This window comes from Pusillimonas sp. (assembly GCF_044464525.1).
GTDB lineage: Bacteria > Pseudomonadota > Gammaproteobacteria > Burkholderiales > Burkholderiaceae_B > Pusillimonas.
On the sequence record NZ_JBIQLE010000045.1, the window covers coordinates 1 to 19,342 of the forward strand.

Sequence of the window (19,342 nt, forward strand, 5' to 3'; positions counted from 1 at the left end):
TCGGACTCCATCCGGTCAAAAATGTTCAAATCCATGATTATCTTCCTCTCAATTTATTTGGTTTCAGTCTCTATAGGCAGCAAAAACCACCGAGAGCCGACCCACCCCCTTGAAACCAGCGGTGGCAGCCGGAGTAGCCGCAACAGCTAGATGTCGGGGGGAGGCAGGCGCAAGGGCCCGATACGTATGAGTCGCTCGTCGTCGTGACCAGAATCGCCAAACAAATGGCTGTCAAACAACGCGCTTTCGGAGATCTCTGCTTGCAATTTCCGGGCCAGGCCCGCGAACATGCCGCGCGAAGCCGCATTTCCGGGCCCCACCGTGGTCTCGAGGAAACGGATGCCTGCCAAGGGCGGTCGCGTCAAGAGATTGAGCAGCATCTGCCGTCCCAAGCTGCGGCCCCGGGCTCGCTCATGTACGGCGACCTGCCATATGAACAGAACATCGGGCCTGCCGGGAGGTATATATGCAGAGATAAAGCCGTCCAGACCTTGCTCGCTCTGCGCCAGCACGCAGGTTTGCGAAAAATGTTCGCTTAGCAGCAGATAGGTGTAAATCGAGTTCAGATCCAGCGGTGGACACTGTTTTATCAGTGAGTGGATGACGTAGGCGTCTGCCTTGTGGGGTTGGCGCAGTGCGACTCCGTGTACGGCTTGCACCTTACTGATACCGTTTACGGTGTCGGACTGCACTGGTAGATAAGTGTCTGTTTCTTCAGTCAAACCACTAAACCCGATTCGGGGGGTATTTGCCCGTCGGGAACCTCTAGTATTGGGGAAGCAAGCTCGGTGGACACCTCTGCGGGCGTCACACCACCAGTCTCCATGAGATCAACGATACGCTCAAGCGAGAGCGTGATCGTGGCCTGCTCCAGTTCTGGTAACTCGTTAAGTGCGTCAGCTAACTTCTTTTGAAGCGGCGACGGCGTTTCACGAGCAAGCGTGATTCCGGCCTGGGTGGCCGTAATAAATACGATGCGGCGGTCTTCTCGGCCGCGTTCGCGCTGAATTAGTCCCTTGTCTTCCAGACGGTCGAGTATGCCCACGACCGTGCTTGCGCTGACATGAAGCTTGCGGCTGATCGCCGTGGCCGTCAGCGGACCTTTTTCGACGACCGCCCGCAAACAAATAAGCTGCGGAGCAGTGATATTGCTGCCCGCCGCCAATTGTCGCGAATGCAGCGCAATAGACCGCGTGATTCGGCGCAAAGCGCGCAGAATCCGCAAATCGTACGCTTGGTCTTCATCGAATTTCGTCATACCAGGAAATGATTCAGTCAAATTGATTACTACCCTAATCATATTGCCCATAATGATTCGAGTCAACCGTATTACCCCTCTCTTCCCCTGGTGAAAGACCGTGGAAATCGTCTGGAACCCCTTGTCCTATAACGGAAAAAGCCGCTGTGAACCACAGCGGCTTTTGATACATATGGTAACGAACTGGCGGCCTGGAGAGGCCTCAGACTCGATAAGATTAGCCCGTGCCACCCACAGTGAGGCCTTCCATACGGATTGTGGGCATGCCTACGCCGACCGGCACGCTTTGGCCGTCCTTGCCGCAGGTGCCGACGCCCGAGTCAAGCTCCATGTCGTTTCCGATCATGCTGACCCGCGTCATGGCATCAGGGCCGTTGCCGATAAGCGTTGCGCCCTTGACCGGATAGCTTATCCGGCCGTTTTCGATCATGTAGGCCTCAGAGGCCGAAAACACGAATTTGCCGCTGGTGATGTCTACCTGCCCCCCGCCGAAGTTGACGGCGTACAAACCCTTTTTGACCGACTTGAGGATCTCTTGCGGGTCGTCTTGTCCGGCCAGCATGTAGGTATTGGTCATGCGCGGCATGGGAAGATGGGCGAAGGATTCTCGTCGGCCGTTGCCGGTCACCGCTGTCTTCATAAGGCGCGCATTGAGTGAATCTTGCAGATAGCCCTTGAGGATGCCGTCTTCGATCAATACATTGCGCTGAGTGGGGTTGCCCTCGTCGTCGATGTTAAGCGAGCCGCGGCGATCGGCCAGCGTGCCGTCATCGACCACGGTTACCCCCTTGGACGCGACGCGCTCGCCAATGCGCCCGGCGAACACGCTGGAGCCCTTACGGTTGAAATCTCCTTCGAGCCCATGCCCTACCGCCTCGTGCAGCAATATGCCTGGCCAGCCCGAACCCAGCACCACCGTCATTTCACCTGCGGGCGCTGGACGCGCCTCGAGGTTGGTGAGGGCCTCGTGGGTAGCGCGCCGAACATAAGAACGCAGGATATCGTCGGTGAAATAGGCCAGACCGCTGCGCCCGCCTCCGCCTCCGTGGCCCATTTCCCGGCGTCCGTTTCTTTCCGCGATGACGGTCAGCGACAAGCGCACCAGCGGCCGCACGTCGGCTGCGAGCCGTCCGTCGCTGCCGGCCACCAGGACAACATCGTATTCGGCGCCCAAACTGGCCATCACCTGGATGATGTGTGGATCGGCCGCCCGGGCCATGCCTTCGAGGCGCTCAAGCAGAGCCACCTTTTCGGGCGCCGACAAAGTATTGAGAGGGTCGATGGCCGGGTAGAGATCGTGGCTTGCAGCATCGGCGCCGGCAATGACTTTCTGACGTCCGGCGCCATGGCGCGCAATGCTGCGCACGGCTCTCGCGGATGACAGCAAGGCGTCAGGCGACAGGGAGTCGGAATACGCAAAAGCGGTTTTTTCACCGCTGATGGCCCGCACGCCCACACCTTGGCCAATGGAGAAACTGCCGGTCTTGACGATGCCCTCTTCGAGGCTCCAGCCTTCGCTGCGAGTGTACTGAAAGTAAAGATCGGCAAAATCGACCTTATGAGTGAATATCTCGCCCAGGGCACGCGCCATATCGGCTTCAGTGAGTCCCCAAGGGTCGAGGAGCACCGACTTTGCGGTTGCCAGAGCGTTTATGGCGGGATCGGCTATGTTCATAAATATAGGTAAGAATTAAATGTGTACGCGAGGTTAAAGCGTGCGGTGTTTCAGAGCCGGCAGAGCTTGCCTGGTGTCGTCCAGCCTGGCTTGGCTGAGGCGCCCCATGGCCAGGCCGGGTCCTTCGGGCAGGCAGTCAAGCACTTCGCCCCAAGGGTCTATCAGCATCGAATGTCCCCAGGTACGGCGCCCGTTCTCGTGTTTGCCGCCTTGCGCGGCCGCCAGCACGTAGCACTGGTTTTCTATGGCCCGCGCCCTAAGAAGGGTTTCCCAGTGCGCAGAACCTGTCGTATAGGTAAACGCGGCCGGCACCACAATAAGGCTAACATCAGAAAACGCCCTGTACAGCTCGGGGAAACGCAAATCGTAGCAGATGGACAGGCCCACTTTGCCACAAGGCGCCTCGAAAACCTGAGGCTGCGGCTCGCCGGGGCGGATGGTCAGCGATTCGTCATAGGCCTCTGTACCGCGGCGAAAGCCGAAAAGATGAATTTTGTCGTAGCGAGCCACCTGCAAGCCTTGAGGATCGTAGACCAGCGTCGTGTTATAGATGCGGTCGGAATCAGGGCTTTCAAGCGGTACGGTCCCGCCGATTAGCCATAGTTTGTGCTGTTTTGCCGTCTCGCTTAGGAACTGCTGGATTACGCCTTGTCCAGGCCGCTCGCGCAATGCAACCTTATCCTCATCGCGATTGCCCATCAGGCAGAAATACTCGGGCAGCAGGACAAGCTTGGCCCCGCGCCCGGCGGCATCCCGGATAAGCTTGCCGGCTTGGGCAAGGTTATCGTCAAGATCAGTCGACGAAACAGTTTGTACGGCTGCCACGCAGAAATCTTCGGTATTGTTGGGGTTTTCCATTTTCCGGTCTAACAATAAAGAATGTGCCTAAAACAAAGACATTACAGTATTCGCACTTACTTTGTTTGAATTGAGCACTTGATCAGAAATGACGGCTTGCCGCCGCCGATAATCAGTATTGGCATCGCAACGCGCATGCGAGAATATCCAAGCGGTTGCATATATAAGCTTTGGATGAAGACTAAAGCCCAATATCCGCGCTTTTACTTTTATTAAGAATGTAATTGCATTAACATACGGGCTCATAATAATAAAACGTTTACCGATATAACCCGATTATCAATGAATTAGGCAAGGAAACATAATGACGCGCGACACTTACGCCGCACTTCAGTTAAAAATTCAGAAAGAAATCACCCGCCTACAAAAACAAGCGCAAGCGCTTCAAGCCAAACAGCGCACCCCCGTCATCGCATCCATCGTCCGCTCGATGCGCGAGTACGACATCAGCCCCGAGGAAATTACCGCCGCCTATAACAAGAAGAAAACTGGACGCACCGGCACTACCCGCCCGGCCAGCGCTGTCAAGCGCACCGTGCCACCCAAATATAAAAACCCTCAAACCGGCGCAACCTGGACGGGCCGCGGCAAGGCGCCGCGTTGGGTTTCCGACGCCGAAGCCGAGGGTAAAAGCCGCGAACAATTCCTGATCAAGCCGGCTGGCGCCAAAAAGGCGCAGTAAGCAGGTATTTCGTCTTTATTGTTGTAAGTCGTACGTAATGTTTCTGACTTGCCCATTATTGCCCGGGAAACCATCGAATACCGCCCGAGCCAGATAGGGCATTACCTCGACCAAGCTGCCCGAGGTGCTGACTGCCGTAGATTTATATACTTGGGCGCCTTGGCGCTGATTATCCTTGATGGTGACGGTGAGCGAATTGTTTTCGACGCGAACCGGGACATTCACCACACTCGGCGTGTAATAAATTCCGCCTCCCCAACCCCTGAAACCACCATAATAGCCACCCCAGCCCCAAGGCCCGAAGCCATCAAAATAAGGGTCATGGAAACGCTGCACCCATTCTTGGGAAGTGGTGACGCCATACTCATAGTGCACCTCAAAGCGTGCCTGCTCGCCCTGAGCCTCGACCAAGCCGGTGCGTCCGATGGCCGCCCGTATCATGTCGGAGAATGTTTGTACCTCGAGAGGGTCTCCGGCAGGAGGAACGACCCGATAACTTGCCCCCTGGGCATCGGCGGGCCATTGCTGGAAGGTCGTTACGCGCGCCGACAGGGTCGACGCGCAACCGACCAGAAACATTAACCCCAGCACGCCCGCAAGCATGCGCAGCCAGGCGGAGGTTTCGTTTACTTTGCTAGGCGACATAATTCACTCCAAACACTAAAAAGCCCGGCGGGAGAAAAACTTGACAAATCTAAGACTCATTCCAGCGTAAAAGGTTGCACACAGGGTGGGCGCACTGTGATCAGTCAACCACTACAATACATTGTATTCAAGAGAACCCCACACGACTGAGCCATGCGCACTGATACTTCCCCTTCCATCTCACGGCACGACTACCGGCCCTATCCGTATTATCTGTCCCGCGTGGGCCTGCAATTCGATCTTGATGCCGAACACACGACCGTACGCGCAACACTGGAGGTTGAGCGCGAGGCCGAGGGTCTGCCTCCGATGTCGCTTGATGGGCAAGAACTAGACCTGATATCCATTGCCATCGACGGCGTGCGCTTGAATACAGACGAATATCGGCTTGAGGCCGAAACGCTTACGCTTTTTCCCAAAAGTGCGCGCTTCACCGTACAAATCGAAAGCCGCTGCCATCCTTCAGCCAACTCCGCGCTGATGGGGCTCTACGTCTCGGGCGAAAGCCTTTTCACACAATGCGAGGCCGAGGGCTTCCGCCGCATCACCTGGTTTCCCGACCGGCCTGACGTCATGTCCCGCTATACAGTTACCTTGCGCGGCGACAAAAATACCTATCCGTTGCTGCTCTCGAACGGCAACCTGATAGCGAACGGCGACCTTGCCGACGGCCGACACGAAGCCGTCTGGGAAGACCCCCACCCCAAACCCAGCTATTTGTTCGCCCTGGTGGCCGGCGATTTCGACTGCCTCGAGCGCACCATACGCACCGGCGCCGGCCGCGATGCCGTCCTGCAAATCTACAGCGACAGGGGTTCACGCGACAAGACCCATTGGGCGCTCGACTGCCTCCACCGCTCGGTGCAATGGGACGAGCAACGGTTCGGTCTTCAACTCGATCTAGACCGCTTCATGGTGGTGGCGGCGCGCGACTTCAATATGGGGGCCATGGAAAACAAGGGCCTCAACATCTTCAATTCCTCTTACGTGCTGGCCGACCCGGACACCGCCACCGATGCCAGTTACCATGGCATTGAAAGCGTGATCGGGCACGAATACTTCCATAACTGGACGGGCAACCGGGTAACCTGCCGTGACTGGTTCCAGCTATCGCTCAAAGAGGGCCTTACGGTCTTTCGTGACCAGGAGTTCTCGGCCGACATGATGGCTCGAGGCCTGTCCGAAGACGCAGCGCGCAGCGCCCGGGCGGTTAAACGCATCGACGACGTCACCGCCCTGCGTGTGGCCCAGTTCCCTGAAGATGCGGGCCCCATGGCGCATCCAATACGGCCTGAAAGCTACCAAGAGATCACCAACTTCTACACCGCCACCATCTATGAAAAAGGCGCGGAAGTCATCCGCATGCAGCACACCCTGCTCGGCGAAGCCGGCTTTCAAGCAGGCCTGCGCGAGTACTTCCGCCGCCACGACGGGCAAGCCGTTACCTGCGACGATTTCATCGACGCCATGGACTCCGTCTACCAGGCACGCCACCCCGGAAAATCGCTGGATGTATTCCGGCGCTGGTACTCACAGGCAGGCACGCCGCGCGTCAGCGTCACTATCGAGCACGATGCCCAACAGCAACGCTGCACCATCACACTACGCCAGAACTGCCCGCCGGTCGGCATCGAAAAGCTGCAAGCCCCCGCCCTCGAGAAATTGCCGTTGCATATTCCGTTTGCCCTGGGCCTGCTCGATGGCGACGGCAAGCCGCTGACACTGCATCACGAAGGCCGCGAACAGGAAACAGTCGTCCTCGACCTGTGCGAAGCCGTCCAGGCCTGGACTTTCTCCGGCATCGCCGAGCGGCCCATAGCTTCGCTGCTACGCGGCTTTTCAGCCCCCGTCATCATCGAATACGAACGCAGCGATGCCGAGTTGGCCTTGCTGGCTCGCCACGACACCGATCCATTCGCACGCTGGGAAGCGGGGCAAGAACTTGCCGGCCGTCAGCTTTTGGCCATGACCGAATCGGGCGGCGACATACCCACAGAAACACTGCTGGTCGAAACCTGGCGCGCGCTGCTCGAAGACACGAGCCTTAGCGACGCTTACCTCTCACGCGTGCTGACTCTGCCGGCCAACAAGGTCTTGCTGGAAAAGACCAACCCCATGAACCCGCTCGCCATCGCCCAGGCCCGCGAAGACCTCAAGGCGCACCTGGGCGGCGCCCTTGCCGATCTGTGGCTGCAGCTCTATCGGCAATGCGTCGCATCCGAGCCTGAAGAATATAGTCCCGACGCACTGGCTTCGGGCCGCCGCGCGCTGAAGAACCTCGCGCTGGCCTATCTGGCCGCGGGCAGCCACCCCCAGGTCGAAACCCTGGCCAAAGCGCAATACGAACAGGCACGCAACATGACCGACCGCATGGGCGGCCTCTCCGCCTTGACCAGCCTGGGCGCTTCGGCTGCTGCGACAGCACTGCAGCATTTCTACGAACAGTGGCAGCACGATCCTTTGGTCATCGACCGATGGTTCGCCCTGCAGGCCACCGCAGCAACGACCCGCACCGACACCATCCGTGCGCTCATGCTGCATCCCGCCTTCACATTGCGTAATCCCAACCGGGCGCGCTCGCTTATTTTCCAGTTCTGCGTAAATAATATGTTGGGTGCTCATAGGCCCGAAGGCTACCAATTCTGGGCCGAACAAGTAATCGCACTCGACGCCCTCAATCCTGAAATCGCCGCCAGACTGGCGCGTGCTTTTGACAATTGGGCACGTTATATTCCCGAAAGCCGCGAGGCTGCGCGTCAAGCGCTGCAACGCATACAACAACACGAGCCGCTCTCGCGCAACGTCGCCGAGATCGTCTCCAAAGCATTGAATATCTGACAGGAGCCTCTCTTGAATCGCAAAACGCTTTCTCAGTACCTGGTAGAACAACAGCGTGCCCATCAGACCGTGCCGAACGAACTGCGGCTCTTGATTGAAACCGTGGCGCGCGCCTGCAAGGCGATCGGTCACGCAGTAAGCAAGGGCGCGCTAGGAGGCGTACTGGGCAGCCTCGACAGCGAGAACGTGCAAGGCGAAGTGCAGAAAAAGCTAGACGTGCTGTCGAATGAAATTTTGCTCGAGGCCAACGAGTGGGGCGGCCACCTTGCCGCCATGGCCTCGGAAGAAATGGAAACCCTGCACCGCATTCCAAACCGCTATCCCAAAGGTGAATACCTGTTGCTGTTCGATCCCTTGGACGGTTCGTCCAACATTGACGTGAACGTTTCAATCGGCACTATTTTCTCGGTACTGCAGGCACCGGAAGAAGCCACTGGCCGCGACATCGAGGAATCCGACTTCCTGCAGCCCGGCAGCCAACAGGTAGCAGCCGGCTATGCCGTGTACGGACCCCAAAGCGTGCTGGTGCTTACCCTGGGCAATGGCGTAGCGGCCTTCACGCTCGACCGGGAAATGGGAAGCTGGCTGCTTACCGAAGAAAGCCTGTCGGTACCCGAAGACACTGCCGAATTTGCCATCAATACGTCCAACATGCGCCACTGGGAGCCGCCGGTCAAGCGCTACATCGATGACTGCCTGACCGGCTCGACAGGCCCGCTGGGTAAAGACTACAACATGCGCTGGATCGCATCGATGGTGGCTGACGTGCATCGCATCATGACGCGCGGCGGCATCTTCATGTATCCGCGAGACGAGCGCCCTTCGGGCAAGAAGGGCAAGCTGCGCCTGATGTACGAGGCCAACCCCATGGCCTTCATCGTCGAGCAGGCCGGCGGCGCGGCCCTGGATGGCGAGCAGCGCATACTGGACATCAAGCCGGAAGCCCTGCACCAACGCATCGGCGTCATCCTGGGTTCAAAAAACGAAGTCGAGCGCGTAAAGCGCTACCACCAGGAAGACTGACCGAGCCTTCAACCGGGCCCGGCGGGCCTGGTCTCGGGCCTCTTTGTGGGCCCTATTCCCATTCGGGCAATAGTACGGTCGCGCCGGTGGTTCGGCGCGATACCAGAGCCTCGTGCGCGCTGCCGGCGTCTTGCAAGGAAAAGCGCTGGTCGATTTGCGTGCTGATTTCACCCTTTCCCACCAGCTCGAACAGCTCTTTGGCTGCCACCGCCAGCTTTTCTTGGGTGCCCATGTAATCGCCCAAGGTTGGCCGTGTCAGGTAAAGAGAGCCCTTGGACGCGAGAATGCCCAAATTGACACCGTCGACGGGGCCCGACGCGTTGCCGTAACTGATCATCAGCCCCCGGGGCTGCAGACAGTCAAGGGAAGCCTCCCAGGTGCTTTTGCCGACGCCGTCGTAAACCACCGGTACTTTCCGTCCGTCGGTAAGCTCCATGACGCGGGCGGCAACATCTTCACGTGAATAATCTATGATCTCGGCGGCGCCGTGCCGCCGCGCCAGTTCAGCCTTTTCCGGGCTGGAAACCGTGCCGATCAGCCGTACGCCCAACGCCCGGGCCCATTGGCAGGCGATAAGCCCCACACCGCCGGCCGCCGCGTGAAACAGGATGGTTTCTCCGCCCTGCAGCCGATATGTCTGGCGAAACAAATACTGCACGGTCAGACCCTTGAGCATGATGGCGGCAGCCGATTCGTAATCCACATTGCGCGGCAGTTTGACCACTTGCCAGGCGGGCACGGTGCGCATCCAGGCGTAGGCGCCGAGCGGGCTTTGCGCATAGGCCACCCGGTCTCCGACCTTAAGGTGCGACACACCCCGACCCACAGCTATTACTTTGCCCGCAGCCTCAAAACCCAGGCCATGCGGCAATGGATGACGGTACAAGCCGCTGCGAAAGTAGGTGTCAATGAAGTTGAGCCCTATGGCCTTCTGCTCAATGGTCACCTCTCCTTCACCCGCCTTTGGCACCGACTGGGACACCAGCTCCATGACTTCGGGCCCGCCATGCCGCGTGATGCATATTGCTTCTGTTTTCATTGTTGTGCTCCAGAACAAATGTCGGCCGCCGAACTTAGCGCCGGGAAACCAATGAGCCCAGCACGCCGCGAATCAGTTTATTTGCGGCTTGGCGCATCATGCTCTTGGCCACCGACTGTACTGCGCCTTCGCGCCGTCCACCACGCGGGCCGGTCGAACCGAATAGAAAATCCTGCACCGCACCCACAACGCCACCGTCGTCTTGAGCCGGTTGCCCGGCTTTCGACGGAAGCTTGCCCTGTTCAGCGGCCTGTCCGGCATCGCCGTCCGCCCGCTTTTGCAATAGCTCGTAGGCCGACTCCCGGTCAAGTGCTTTTTCGTATTTTCCGCCCAATAGCGACGCTTGCCGAACTGCCTGTCTTTCAGCATCGGTGGCCGGCCCCATGCGGCTGCCAGGCGCCACCATCCAGCCGCGTTGAGTCACGCCAGGACGGCCTTTTTCGTCCAGCATGGAAACCAGCGCCTCACCAACACCCAGCTCGGTGATGGCGGCCGTGATGTCGAGGTTGGGATTGGGGCGCATGGTCTCGGCCGCCACCTTTACCGCTTTTTGGTCTCGCGGAGTAAAAGCGCGCAAAGCATGCTGCACCCGGTTGCCCAACTGCCCCAGTACAGTGTCGGGAATATCGGCCGGGTTCTGTGTGACAAAATACACACCCACCCCTTTGGATCTGATCAGCCGGACGACCTGCTCGACCTTCTCCAGCAACGCCTTGGGCGCATCGCTGAAGACCAGATGCGCCTCGTCAAAGAAAAACACCAGTTTTGGATGATCCAGGTCGCCCACCTCGGGCAGGGTCTCATAGATGTCGGCCAGCATCCACAGTAGAAACACCGCATAAAGGCGCGGAGCCTGCATGAGCTTGTCCGCAGCGAGGATATTCACCATGCCCTGTCCATGGGCATTCACCCGAAGCAGATCGTGCACGTCGAGCATGGGCTCGCCGAAGAATAGCCCGGCGCCCTGAGACTCCAGACGAAGCAGGCTGCGCTGTATGGCGCCCACCGACGCGGCAGAGACGTTGCCGTAACGCGGGCGAAGCTCGGAGGCCCGCTCGGCCACGTGCTGCAACATGGCGCGCAGGTCTTTCATGTCAAGCAGCAGCATGCCCTCGTCGTCGGCCACGCTGAACACGATATTCAACACGCCCTCTTGCGTGTCGTTAAGTTCGAGCATGCGGGCCAGCAGCAAGGGGCCCATGTCCGAGATGGTGGCACGCACCGGATGGCCCTGCTCGCCGAAGACATCCCAAAAGGCAACCGGGCACGCTCCCCAGGCGGGTTCGGGCAGACCCAGCTTATCGAGGCGCTCTTGCAATTTGGGGCTGTTCTGTGCGGCTTGCGACATGCCGCTGAGGTCTCCCTTGACGTCGGCCATGAACACCGGCGTGCCCATCCGGGAGAACGATTCGGCCAATACCTGCAGGGTGACGGTTTTGCCGGTTCCGGTGGCCCCGGTGATGCAGCCGTGGCGATTGGCAAGCCGGGGCAGCATCGCAATTGGCCCCTGGGCGCTTTCAGCAACTATGATTGGATCAGCCATTTTTCTTACCTATTCCATATGCTCGGGACGGCAGCCATAGTGTAATTCCGGCATCATAACGGCGCACGCGTTAAAATCCCCTTTTATCTTCAGTATTTATATATTTACATTGAGTCGTTGAAACTATGGCTGGTCACAGTAAATGGGCGAACATCCAGCATCGGAAAGGTCGCCAAGACGCAAAACGGGGCAAGCTCTGGACTAAAATCATTCGCGAAATCACCGTCGCGGCCCGCGAAGCCGGCCCCGATCCAGAAAGCAACCCGCGCCTGCGCCTCGCTTGGGACAAAGCCACCGCGGCCAACATGCCCAAGGACAACATCCAACGGGCCATCACTCGCGGAGCCGGCGACGCCGATGGCGACAACTACGAAGAGATCCGCTACGAAGGGTACGGCGCCGGCGGCGCGGCCGTCATGGTCGACTGCATGACCGACAACCGCATGCGTACAGTGGCCGAAGTGCGCCACGCCTTCTCCAAGCACGGCGGCAACCTCGGTCAGGACGGCTCTGTAGCCTTCATGTTCAAGCATTGCGGCCAGTTCATATTCGCGCCCGGCACCTCTGAAGAACAAGTCATGGAAGTCGGTCTTGAAGCCGGCGCCGAAGACGTGCTGACAGACGACGAAGGCGTCATCGAAGTCATTTGCCCGCCCTCTGACTACGCCGCGGTAAAGGCTGCGTTCGAGGCTGCAGAGCTGGCGCCCGAGGTTCAGGCCGTCACCATGAAGGCCATGAACGAGACCGAGCTTTCCGACGACGACGCCGAAAAAATGCAAAAGATGCTGGAAGTGCTCGAGGGGCTGGACGACGTCCAAGAGGTCTACACTACAGCCGTCTTCGACGAGTCAGCCTAAAAACCGTGTGGCCGATGGGTGTCATGCTGGAAAACGCTATGGCGCTCATCGGTCTTTTTGCATTACGCTTTTCCATAATTCGCTGGTAATGTGCGTGCCGGGACGGCACGTCGCGCAGCGTCATTTTGAGCTTCCATCACATGAAACTTCTCGTCATCGGCGGCGGCGGCCGCGAACATGCGCTGGCCTGGCGCCTGGCACAATCTCCGCGTGTTCAAAAGGTGTTCGTGGCGCCTGGCAACGGCGGCACCGCTCTGGCCGAACGTCTTGAAAACGTCGCCCTGACCACCACAGACGAACTCGTCGACTTCGCCCGCCGGGAAAACATCACTTATACGGTGGTAGGCCCCGAAGCGCCCCTGGCCGCCGGCGTGGTTGACGCCTTCCTGGCAGCGGGCCTGAAAATATTCGGGCCAACAAAAGACGCTGCCCAGCTCGAAAGCTCGAAGGACTATGCCAAGGCCTTCATGGTGCGGCACGATATTCCCACCGCCGCATACCAGACGTTCACCGACCCCGACGAGGCCAAGCGCTACATCCGCGAGCAAGGCGCGCCCATCGTCGTCAAGGCCGACGGCCTGGCGGCCGGCAAGGGCGTGGTGGTGGCCACCACGGAAGCCGAGGCCCTGGCCGCCATCGACAATATGTTGTGCGACGCCGGCTTGGGAGACGCGGGCGCCCGCGTCGTCATCGAAGAATGCCTGCAAGGCGAAGAAGCCAGCTTCATCGTCATGTGCGACCGGCGCCAGGTTCTGGTTCTGGCCACCAGTCAAGACCACAAGCGCCTGCAGGACAATGACCAAGGCCCCAACACGGGCGGCATGGGGGCTTATTCGCCGGCTCCCGTCATCACACCGGCGCTGCATGACCGCATTATGCGCGAAGTCATTCACCCCACCCTGCAAGGCATGGCAAAAGACGGCCGCCCCTACACCGGTTTTCTGTACGCGGGCCTCATGATCGGCGAGGGCCCCGATGCCAGCCGGCCTCTCAAGGTGCTGGAATTCAACTGCCGCATGGGCGACCCCGAAACCCAACCTATCCTGATGCGTGCCAAGGGCGACCTGGCCACCGTTTTCGAACATGCAGTCAACGGCACGCTCGAAGAGGCTGAGCTCGACTGGGACCCCCGCACAGCCCTGGGCGTTGTCATGGCCTCGGCGGGCTATCCGCAAGCGCCACGCACCGGAGACGTCATCACCTCAATCCCTGACAACACGGAAGAATGCGTGGTCTTCCACGCGGGAACGACGCTTCAAGAGGATGGCTCGCTCCATACGTCCGGCGGACGGGTATTGTGCGTCACGGCGCTGGGCGACTCGGTCAAGCGCGCCCAAGACACCGCCTACAGCGCCGTCCAACAGATACGCTTTGACGGCGGCCAATATCGCCGCGACATTGGGTGGCGCGCGCTGCCCCAGTCCAACTGACCCACCCGACCGACTGCCGAACGTGTAAGGAAGCCAATATGTCCGTCCCCATTTCCCTGGCCTATGACTACTTCACCAGCCTGCAATCGCGCATCGTGAAAGCGCTCGAAGAGGCCGACGGCGCATCATTCCGCTCCGATAGCTGGACGCGTGAAGAAGGCGGCGGCGGTTTATCTCGCCTGCTCGAAGGGGGGGCCCTCTTCGAACGCGCCGGCGTATTGTTCAGTCATGTGCAAGGCCGCGCACTACCGCCCTCGGCCAGCGCCCACCGGCCCGACTTGGCCGGACGCCACTGGGAAGCCATGGGAGTCTCCATGGTGCTGCATCCACGCAACCCCTACGTTCCCACCACCCACATGAACGTTCGCCTTTTCGTAGCGCGCGCACCCGAAGACCGCAAGGGCGAAGACGTATTCTGGTTCGGCGGAGGGCTGGACCTGACGCCCTACTATCCCTTCGAGGAAGACGTGCGCCACTTTCATCAGGTATGTCGGGACGCCGTCGCGCCCTTCGGAGACGATAAGTACCCCGCCTATAAAAAGTGGTGCGATCAGTATTTTTTCTTGAAACATCGCAATGAAACCCGTGGTGTCGGCGGCCTGTTCTTCGACGATCTCAACCAGGAGGGGTTCGACGAAAGCTTCGACCTTACCCGTTCAGTCGGAGACTGTTTTCTGCCCGCATACATGCCTATTGTCGAGAAGCGCCGCGAACTTCCTTACGGCGAACGAGAGCGCGACTTCCAGGCCTATCGGCGCGGTCGCTATGTCGAGTTCAACCTGGTCTTCGACCGGGGCACTTTGTTCGGCCTGCAATCGGGCGGCCGCACCGAATCCATCCTGCTGTCCATGCCGCCTCAGGCAGCGTGGCGCTACGACTGGCGGCCCGAGCCCGATACGCCGGAAGCCGCGCTGTACGATTACCTGCGTCCGCGCGAATGGCTTTGAGCGTCATCGGTCTGCTGGGCGGCAGCTTCGACCCCGTGCATTTGGCTCACGTGGCGCTCGCCAAAGCGGCCCTGGCCGAACTGGCGCTTGACCAGGTTCAATTGATACCGGCGGGCGAGCCCTGGCAACGCGGCGCCTTGGCTGCGTCTGCCGCACATCGCCTGGCCATGCTGGAACTGGCCATCCAGGGAGAGCCTTCTTTGGAAGCCAATGCCGCGGAAATCCAGCGCGAAGGCAAAACCTACACCCTGGACACCGTGCGCGAATTGCCGGCCGGTGCGGAATATGTCTGGATCCTGGGGGCCGACCAGTTGGAGAATTTCCACACATGGCACGGCTGGCGTGACATCTCCCGCCTTGTACGGCTTGCCGTGGCACAAAGGCCTGGGGCCGCAGCCACCGCCCCGGCCAAGCTGCAAGCCCATCTGTCGGAACTGGGTAGGCCGTTGCTGCAAATTCCTTTTACGCCCATGCCCATTTCCGCATCCGACATACGCCGGCGTCTGGCGCAAGGCGCCTCTACCCAGGGCTTGCTCGACCCGGAAGTCGCCCGATATATCGAGCGTCATGGCCTATATCGAGACACCGTTTCCTAAATCGCCGCTTATCAAGTTATAGTCAAACCATGGATATACAAAAACTGCAACGACTGGTCATCGACGCTCTCGAAGACGTCAAGGCTCAAGACATCAAGGTGTTCAACACCACGCATATCACCAGCCTTTTCGATCGTGTCGTCATTGCCAGCGGCGCATCCAACCGCCAGACGCGGGCGCTGGCCGAAAGCGTGGCCGATAGCGCAAAACGCAGCAAAATCCCCATCGTCGCCTACGAGGGCCAAGACACAGGCGAATGGGTGTTGCTCGACTTGGGCGACATTGTCGTGCACTGCATGCAGCCAAGCATCCGGCAATACTACAACCTTGAAGAAGTCTGGGGCGACAAGCCCGTTCGCGTGAAACTTTTGCCTCAATCAACGCAACCGGCCTCGCCTCACACGTTCGACCTCGACGACTCCTTCGGACCCAATGATTAGGGCTTTTTTTAAATTCAACTCGTAGGCGGCCCATGAAACTGTTCGTCGTCGCCGTCGGCCATCGAATGCCCGATTGGGTCGAGCAGGCCTGGGCGGACTACGCGCGACGCCTGCCCGCCGACTGTGCGCTCGAGTTGCGCGAAATCAAGCCCGAACCGCGTAGTGGCGGCAAGACACCGGTTCAGATGATGCAGGCAGAGGCCCGTCGTATCGAGGCCGCCATGCCATCCGGCGCCCTGCGCATCGCCTTGGATGAACGTGGCCGTGATCTGACCACCCAAAAGCTGTCTGCCGAACTGGAGCAGTGGCGCGGCCAAGGGCGCGACGTGGCATTTCTGGTGGGCGGCCCGGACGGCCTCGACGCCCAACTGAAAAAAAGCTGCCACAGCCTGTTGAGGCTCTCATCTTTGACGCTTCCGCATCCCATGGTGCGCGTCGTACTGGCCGAACAGCTCTATCGCGCCTGGGCTATTATGGTCAACCACCCTTACCATCGCGCCTGAATGATCTACCTTGCTTCCGCTAGCCCCCGCCGTCACGAGCTGCTTTGTCAGGCCGGCATCTTGCACGAGGTGCTGCATGTCCCTTCACCGCCCGGCGAGGATGAACCCCGCCTGTCCCAAGAAACACCCCATGATTATGTACTGCGCACCGCCCATGAGAAAGCGCTGCGGGCGCTGCATTGGCTGGGACGAGATGTGGACGCGGCAGAGCCTGCGTGGCCGCGTTCCGATCAGCGGCGGCCTTTAAAAGCACTGTTGACGGCTGACACTACGGTAATACTCGGCGATGATATCCTGGGCAAGCCCGTTGACACAGCCGATGCCGCTAACATGCTGCGCCGTTTGTCGGGCACGCGCCACGAGGTGCACACCGCCATCGTTGTGGCCGTGCCGGGTTCTCCCGGCACTCCTGACAAACTTTACGATGACGTCTCGCGCACAGAGGTAAAGTTCGCAGATCTTACGGAAGAACAAATAAGCGTTTACTGCGCCAGCGGCGAACCCATGGGCAAAGCGGGTGCATATGGCATACAAGGCCGGGCCGCCGCCTTTGTCGAATATATCCGGGGCAGCTACACCGCCGTGGTCGGCCTGCCTCTATATGAGACCGCTAGATTGCTGAAACGGGCCGGCATCAAGCTTTAATGCTTGATCCTTCGGTTCATAGATCAAGGCGGCCACTGGAATTTGGAAAGCGCCACCACCGTGCTTGCGGCGGTCACATGGCTCAAAAAGTGATTTCAACGGACGGTGCGCTGCGCCGGGCGGGCCCATGATAAACAACTTCAATGTTGTTGCCGTCCGGATCCAGCACAAAGGCGCCGTAGTAGTCGGGATGATACGGGCGATATCCGGGTTCCCCGTTGCCGGTGCCGCCGTTCGCCATGGCCGCCGTGTAAAAAGCATCGACCATGGCCTTGTCTTTTGCCTGAAATGCCACATGGCAGCGGCCGGTAAGCTTTCCCTCTGCCGCTTCGCTATCCACCGCGCTGATAACCAGTTCATCGGCCCAAAAGAAACCCTCACCTTCTCCACCTAGCGGCACCCCAAGCACCTCCAGCACCGCGGAATAAAAGCGTTTGCTGGCCGGAAGGCTGCGTACCACCAACTGTATATGGTCGACCAAACGACCCCGATGCAACGATTCTGCCTCCATGCATTCTCCACCCAACTGATTCTGAATGCATTGATATTATCCGGACGAAGTCTCTTGTCCAAGAAATTTTTCAATTTTTTTTTGATAAGGGCGTGCGGGCCGGCACGGTGAGCGTCTCGCACCCCCGCGCTGTTCAACAGTCAATTATCTTGTCCGGTCAGGTTAATTCTCGCCGAACACGCGCTGCAAGAAAAACACGGCCACCCGCCGAAGTTTCACGCTGTACGGGTGGAACGGCATAAGCGGACAATGCTTGAGCTATTATGGTCAATCAACCTTGCCATCGCGCCTGCGAATGCGCACTGCCGGAGGTAACGCATGCTCAAACGCCGCACCAAAATCGTTGCCACGCTGGGGCCGGCAAGTTCAAGCGACGACATCATCGAACGATTGATACTTGCGGGCATGGACGTTGCCCGCTTGAACTTCTCGCACGGCACAGCCGATGATCATCGCGAGCGTGTGCGCCAAGTACGCGCGCTGGCCGCTAAGCACGAACGCTACGTCGCCGTCATGGGCGACCTGCAGGGGCCCAAGATCCGTATCGCCCGGTTCCGCAATAATACAATCTTGCTCAAAGCGGGCCAGGCTTTCACTTTAAGCAACGCCCATCCGCCGCACGAAGGTGATGAACGTATCGTCGGCATAGACTATCCAAGCCTGGTGCAAGACTGCGCATCAGACGACGAGCTGCTGTTGGACGATGGCAAGGTGGTTCTGCGCGTGCAAAGTGTCGACCATCAGGCGGTCCACACCATCGTCGAACAAGGCGGCCCGCTATCGGACAACAAGGGTATCAATCGTCGCGGAGGCGGAATATCCGCCGACAGTCTCACCCAAAAAGACCAAACAGACATAAAAGTAATGGCCGAAATCGGAGTCGACTATGTAGCGGTTTCCTTTCCCCGCTACGGCCGCGACATCCATCAGGCCCGAGAGCTGGTGCGCGAGGCAGGCAGCCAGGCCTGGATCATCGCAAAAATCGAACGTGCGGAGGCCGTTGCCGACGACGACGCTCTTGATCAACTCATTCATGCAAGCGATGGCGTAATGGTGGCCCGCGGCGACCTGGGCGTCGAAATCGGAGACGCACGCCTGGCGGGCATTCAAAAACGCATCATCCTGCACGCCCGTACGCATAATAAATTGGTTATCACGGCAACCCAGATGATGGAATCCATGATCAGCAGCCCGGTGCCCACCCGCGCCGAAGTGTCCGACGTCGCCAATGCCGTACTTGACTACACCGACGCCGTGATGTTGTCGGCTGAAAGCGCGTCAGGCCAGTACCCTATCGAGGCGGTGACCGCCATGGCGCGAGTTTGCGTCGGAGCCGAGCAAGAACCTGGTACGACCCGGTCCCAACACCGGGTGGGCGAGGTGTTCAGCCGATGTGACGAAACGATCGCTCTGTCGGCCATGTATGCGGCCAATCACTTTCCTGGCATCAAGGCCATCATCAGCCTGACTGAAAGCGGCCATACGCCTTTGATCATGTCGCGTATCCGTTCGGGCGTGCCCATCTACTGCTTCACCCGCCACGCGGCCACTCAGCGTCGCGTGGCGCTGTTTCGGGGCGTGTACGCCATGCCATTCGACCCGGCCACCCAGCCGCCCGCCGAACTGCGCAGCGTGGCGCTGGGCGCGCTGCGCCACCGAGGGCTTCTCAATGCAGGCGATTGGGCCATTCTGACCCGCGGGCGCGTCCTCGACAGCGACGGCGGCACCGACAGCATGACGCTGATACAACTTGAGTGAAGACGTTCCAGACCGCCCAAGTACCAACCATCTGCTCGCGCTCGGCCCCCAAAAGGCAAAGCCCCTGCATCGGCAAGATGCAGGGGCTTTGGGG

Annotated in this window: 19 protein-coding genes; 11 read left to right on the forward strand and 8 right to left on the reverse strand. The window is 59.4% G+C overall.

The features are described from left to right. Window positions 1-146 precede the first annotated feature (146 nt). The 4 genes from ectA to ACIY1O_RS16405 form a co-directional block, all read right to left on the reverse strand. Window positions 147-692, reverse strand: coding sequence for a diaminobutyrate acetyltransferase (gene ectA / locus ACIY1O_RS16390; RefSeq protein ID WP_397476189.1), 546 nt, complete (start codon window positions 690-692; stop codon window positions 147-149). Window positions 693-718: 26 nt separating this feature from the next. After that, window positions 719-1,258 carry a MarR family winged helix-turn-helix transcriptional regulator gene (locus ACIY1O_RS16395; RefSeq protein ID WP_397476171.1) on the reverse strand — a complete coding sequence of 180 codons (540 nt, stop codon included), beginning with the start codon at window positions 1,256-1,258 and terminating at the stop codon, window positions 719-721. A gap of 217 nt (window positions 1,259-1,475) precedes the next feature. Next, window positions 1,476-2,933 (reverse strand): metalloprotease TldD, encoded by a 1,458-nt coding sequence (gene tldD, locus ACIY1O_RS16400; protein WP_397476172.1) that lies wholly within the window; start codon window positions 2,931-2,933, stop codon window positions 1,476-1,478. Between the two features lie 33 nt (window positions 2,934-2,966). Continuing rightward, window positions 2,967-3,791, reverse strand: coding sequence for a carbon-nitrogen hydrolase family protein (locus tag ACIY1O_RS16405; protein WP_397476173.1), 825 nt, complete (start codon window positions 3,789-3,791; stop codon window positions 2,967-2,969). Between the two features lie 304 nt (window positions 3,792-4,095). Between ACIY1O_RS16405 and ACIY1O_RS16410 the strand changes: the two genes are divergently transcribed. Continuing rightward, window positions 4,096-4,473, forward strand: coding sequence for an H-NS histone family protein (locus ACIY1O_RS16410; protein WP_397476174.1), 378 nt, complete (start codon window positions 4,096-4,098; stop codon window positions 4,471-4,473). A 15-nt stretch (window positions 4,474-4,488) separates the two neighbouring features. Here ACIY1O_RS16410 and ACIY1O_RS16415 read toward each other — a convergent pair whose 3' ends face one another. After that, entirely contained in the window at window positions 4,489-5,118 is a 630-nt protein-coding gene (locus ACIY1O_RS16415) for a DUF4136 domain-containing protein (RefSeq protein ID WP_397476175.1), read from the reverse strand. Between the two features lie 153 nt (window positions 5,119-5,271). Between ACIY1O_RS16415 and pepN the strand changes: the two genes are divergently transcribed. Together pepN and ACIY1O_RS16425 are read left to right on the forward strand one after the other, a co-directional pair. Further along, window positions 5,272-7,956 (forward strand): aminopeptidase N, encoded by a 2,685-nt coding sequence (pepN, locus tag ACIY1O_RS16420; RefSeq protein WP_397476176.1) that lies wholly within the window; start codon window positions 5,272-5,274, stop codon window positions 7,954-7,956. A gap of 12 nt (window positions 7,957-7,968) precedes the next feature. Then, window positions 7,969-8,979, forward strand: a complete 1,011-nt coding sequence (locus ACIY1O_RS16425; protein WP_397476177.1) for a class 1 fructose-bisphosphatase — start codon at window positions 7,969-7,971, stop codon at window positions 8,977-8,979. 52 nt (window positions 8,980-9,031) lie between these two features. On the opposite strand, the gene ACIY1O_RS16430 is transcribed toward ACIY1O_RS16425, so the two are convergent. Both ACIY1O_RS16430 and ACIY1O_RS16435 read right to left on the reverse strand, forming a co-directional pair. Then, on the reverse strand, window positions 9,032-10,018 hold the full coding sequence (locus ACIY1O_RS16430) for a quinone oxidoreductase family protein (RefSeq protein ID WP_397476178.1): 987 nt from the start codon (window positions 10,016-10,018) through the stop codon (window positions 9,032-9,034). Window positions 10,019-10,052: 34 nt separating this feature from the next. Continuing rightward, window positions 10,053-11,561 carry a helicase HerA-like C-terminal domain-containing protein gene (locus ACIY1O_RS16435; protein WP_397476179.1) on the reverse strand — a complete coding sequence of 503 codons (1,509 nt, stop codon included), beginning with the start codon at window positions 11,559-11,561 and terminating at the stop codon, window positions 10,053-10,055. 125 nt (window positions 11,562-11,686) lie between these two features. Here ACIY1O_RS16435 and ACIY1O_RS16440 point away from each other — a divergent pair, with 125 nt between their 5' ends. The 7 genes from ACIY1O_RS16440 (at window position 11,687) to ACIY1O_RS16470 (ending at window position 16,979) form a co-directional block, all read left to right on the forward strand. Continuing rightward, window positions 11,687-12,418, forward strand: coding sequence for a YebC/PmpR family DNA-binding transcriptional regulator (locus ACIY1O_RS16440; RefSeq protein WP_397476180.1), 732 nt, complete (start codon window positions 11,687-11,689; stop codon window positions 12,416-12,418). Window positions 12,419-12,558: 140 nt separating this feature from the next. Further along, window positions 12,559-13,848 (forward strand): phosphoribosylamine--glycine ligase, encoded by a 1,290-nt coding sequence (gene purD / locus ACIY1O_RS16445; RefSeq protein ID WP_397476181.1) that lies wholly within the window; start codon window positions 12,559-12,561, stop codon window positions 13,846-13,848. Between the two features lie 38 nt (window positions 13,849-13,886). Then, window positions 13,887-14,795 (forward strand): oxygen-dependent coproporphyrinogen oxidase, encoded by a 909-nt coding sequence (gene hemF, locus ACIY1O_RS16450; RefSeq protein WP_397476182.1) that lies wholly within the window; start codon window positions 13,887-13,889, stop codon window positions 14,793-14,795. Then, window positions 14,786-15,391, forward strand: coding sequence for a nicotinate (nicotinamide) nucleotide adenylyltransferase (gene nadD / locus ACIY1O_RS16455; RefSeq protein ID WP_397476183.1), 606 nt, complete (start codon window positions 14,786-14,788; stop codon window positions 15,389-15,391). Before hemF ends, nadD begins: the two co-directional genes overlap by 10 nt. Window positions 15,392-15,420: 29 nt before the next feature. Then, entirely contained in the window at window positions 15,421-15,831 is a 411-nt protein-coding gene (gene rsfS, locus ACIY1O_RS16460; protein ID WP_397476184.1) for a ribosome silencing factor, read from the forward strand. A gap of 32 nt (window positions 15,832-15,863) precedes the next feature. Then, the gene (gene rlmH, locus ACIY1O_RS16465) at window positions 15,864-16,334 is read left to right on the forward strand and encodes a 23S rRNA (pseudouridine(1915)-N(3))-methyltransferase RlmH (protein ID WP_397476185.1); all 471 of its coding nucleotides are present in this window, start codon (window positions 15,864-15,866) and stop codon (window positions 16,332-16,334) included. Further along, on the forward strand, window positions 16,335-16,979 hold the full coding sequence (locus ACIY1O_RS16470; RefSeq protein ID WP_397476186.1) for a Maf family protein: 645 nt from the start codon (window positions 16,335-16,337) through the stop codon (window positions 16,977-16,979). A gap of 82 nt (window positions 16,980-17,061) precedes the next feature. On the opposite strand, the gene ACIY1O_RS16475 is transcribed toward ACIY1O_RS16470, so the two are convergent. Continuing rightward, window positions 17,062-17,490, reverse strand: coding sequence for a VOC family protein (locus ACIY1O_RS16475; protein ID WP_397476187.1), 429 nt, complete (start codon window positions 17,488-17,490; stop codon window positions 17,062-17,064). Between the two features lie 318 nt (window positions 17,491-17,808). Here ACIY1O_RS16475 and pyk point away from each other — a divergent pair, with 318 nt between their 5' ends. Continuing rightward, window positions 17,809-19,248, forward strand: a complete 1,440-nt coding sequence (gene pyk / locus ACIY1O_RS16480) for a pyruvate kinase (protein WP_397476188.1) — start codon at window positions 17,809-17,811, stop codon at window positions 19,246-19,248. Window positions 19,249-19,342: the final 94 nt, after the last annotated feature.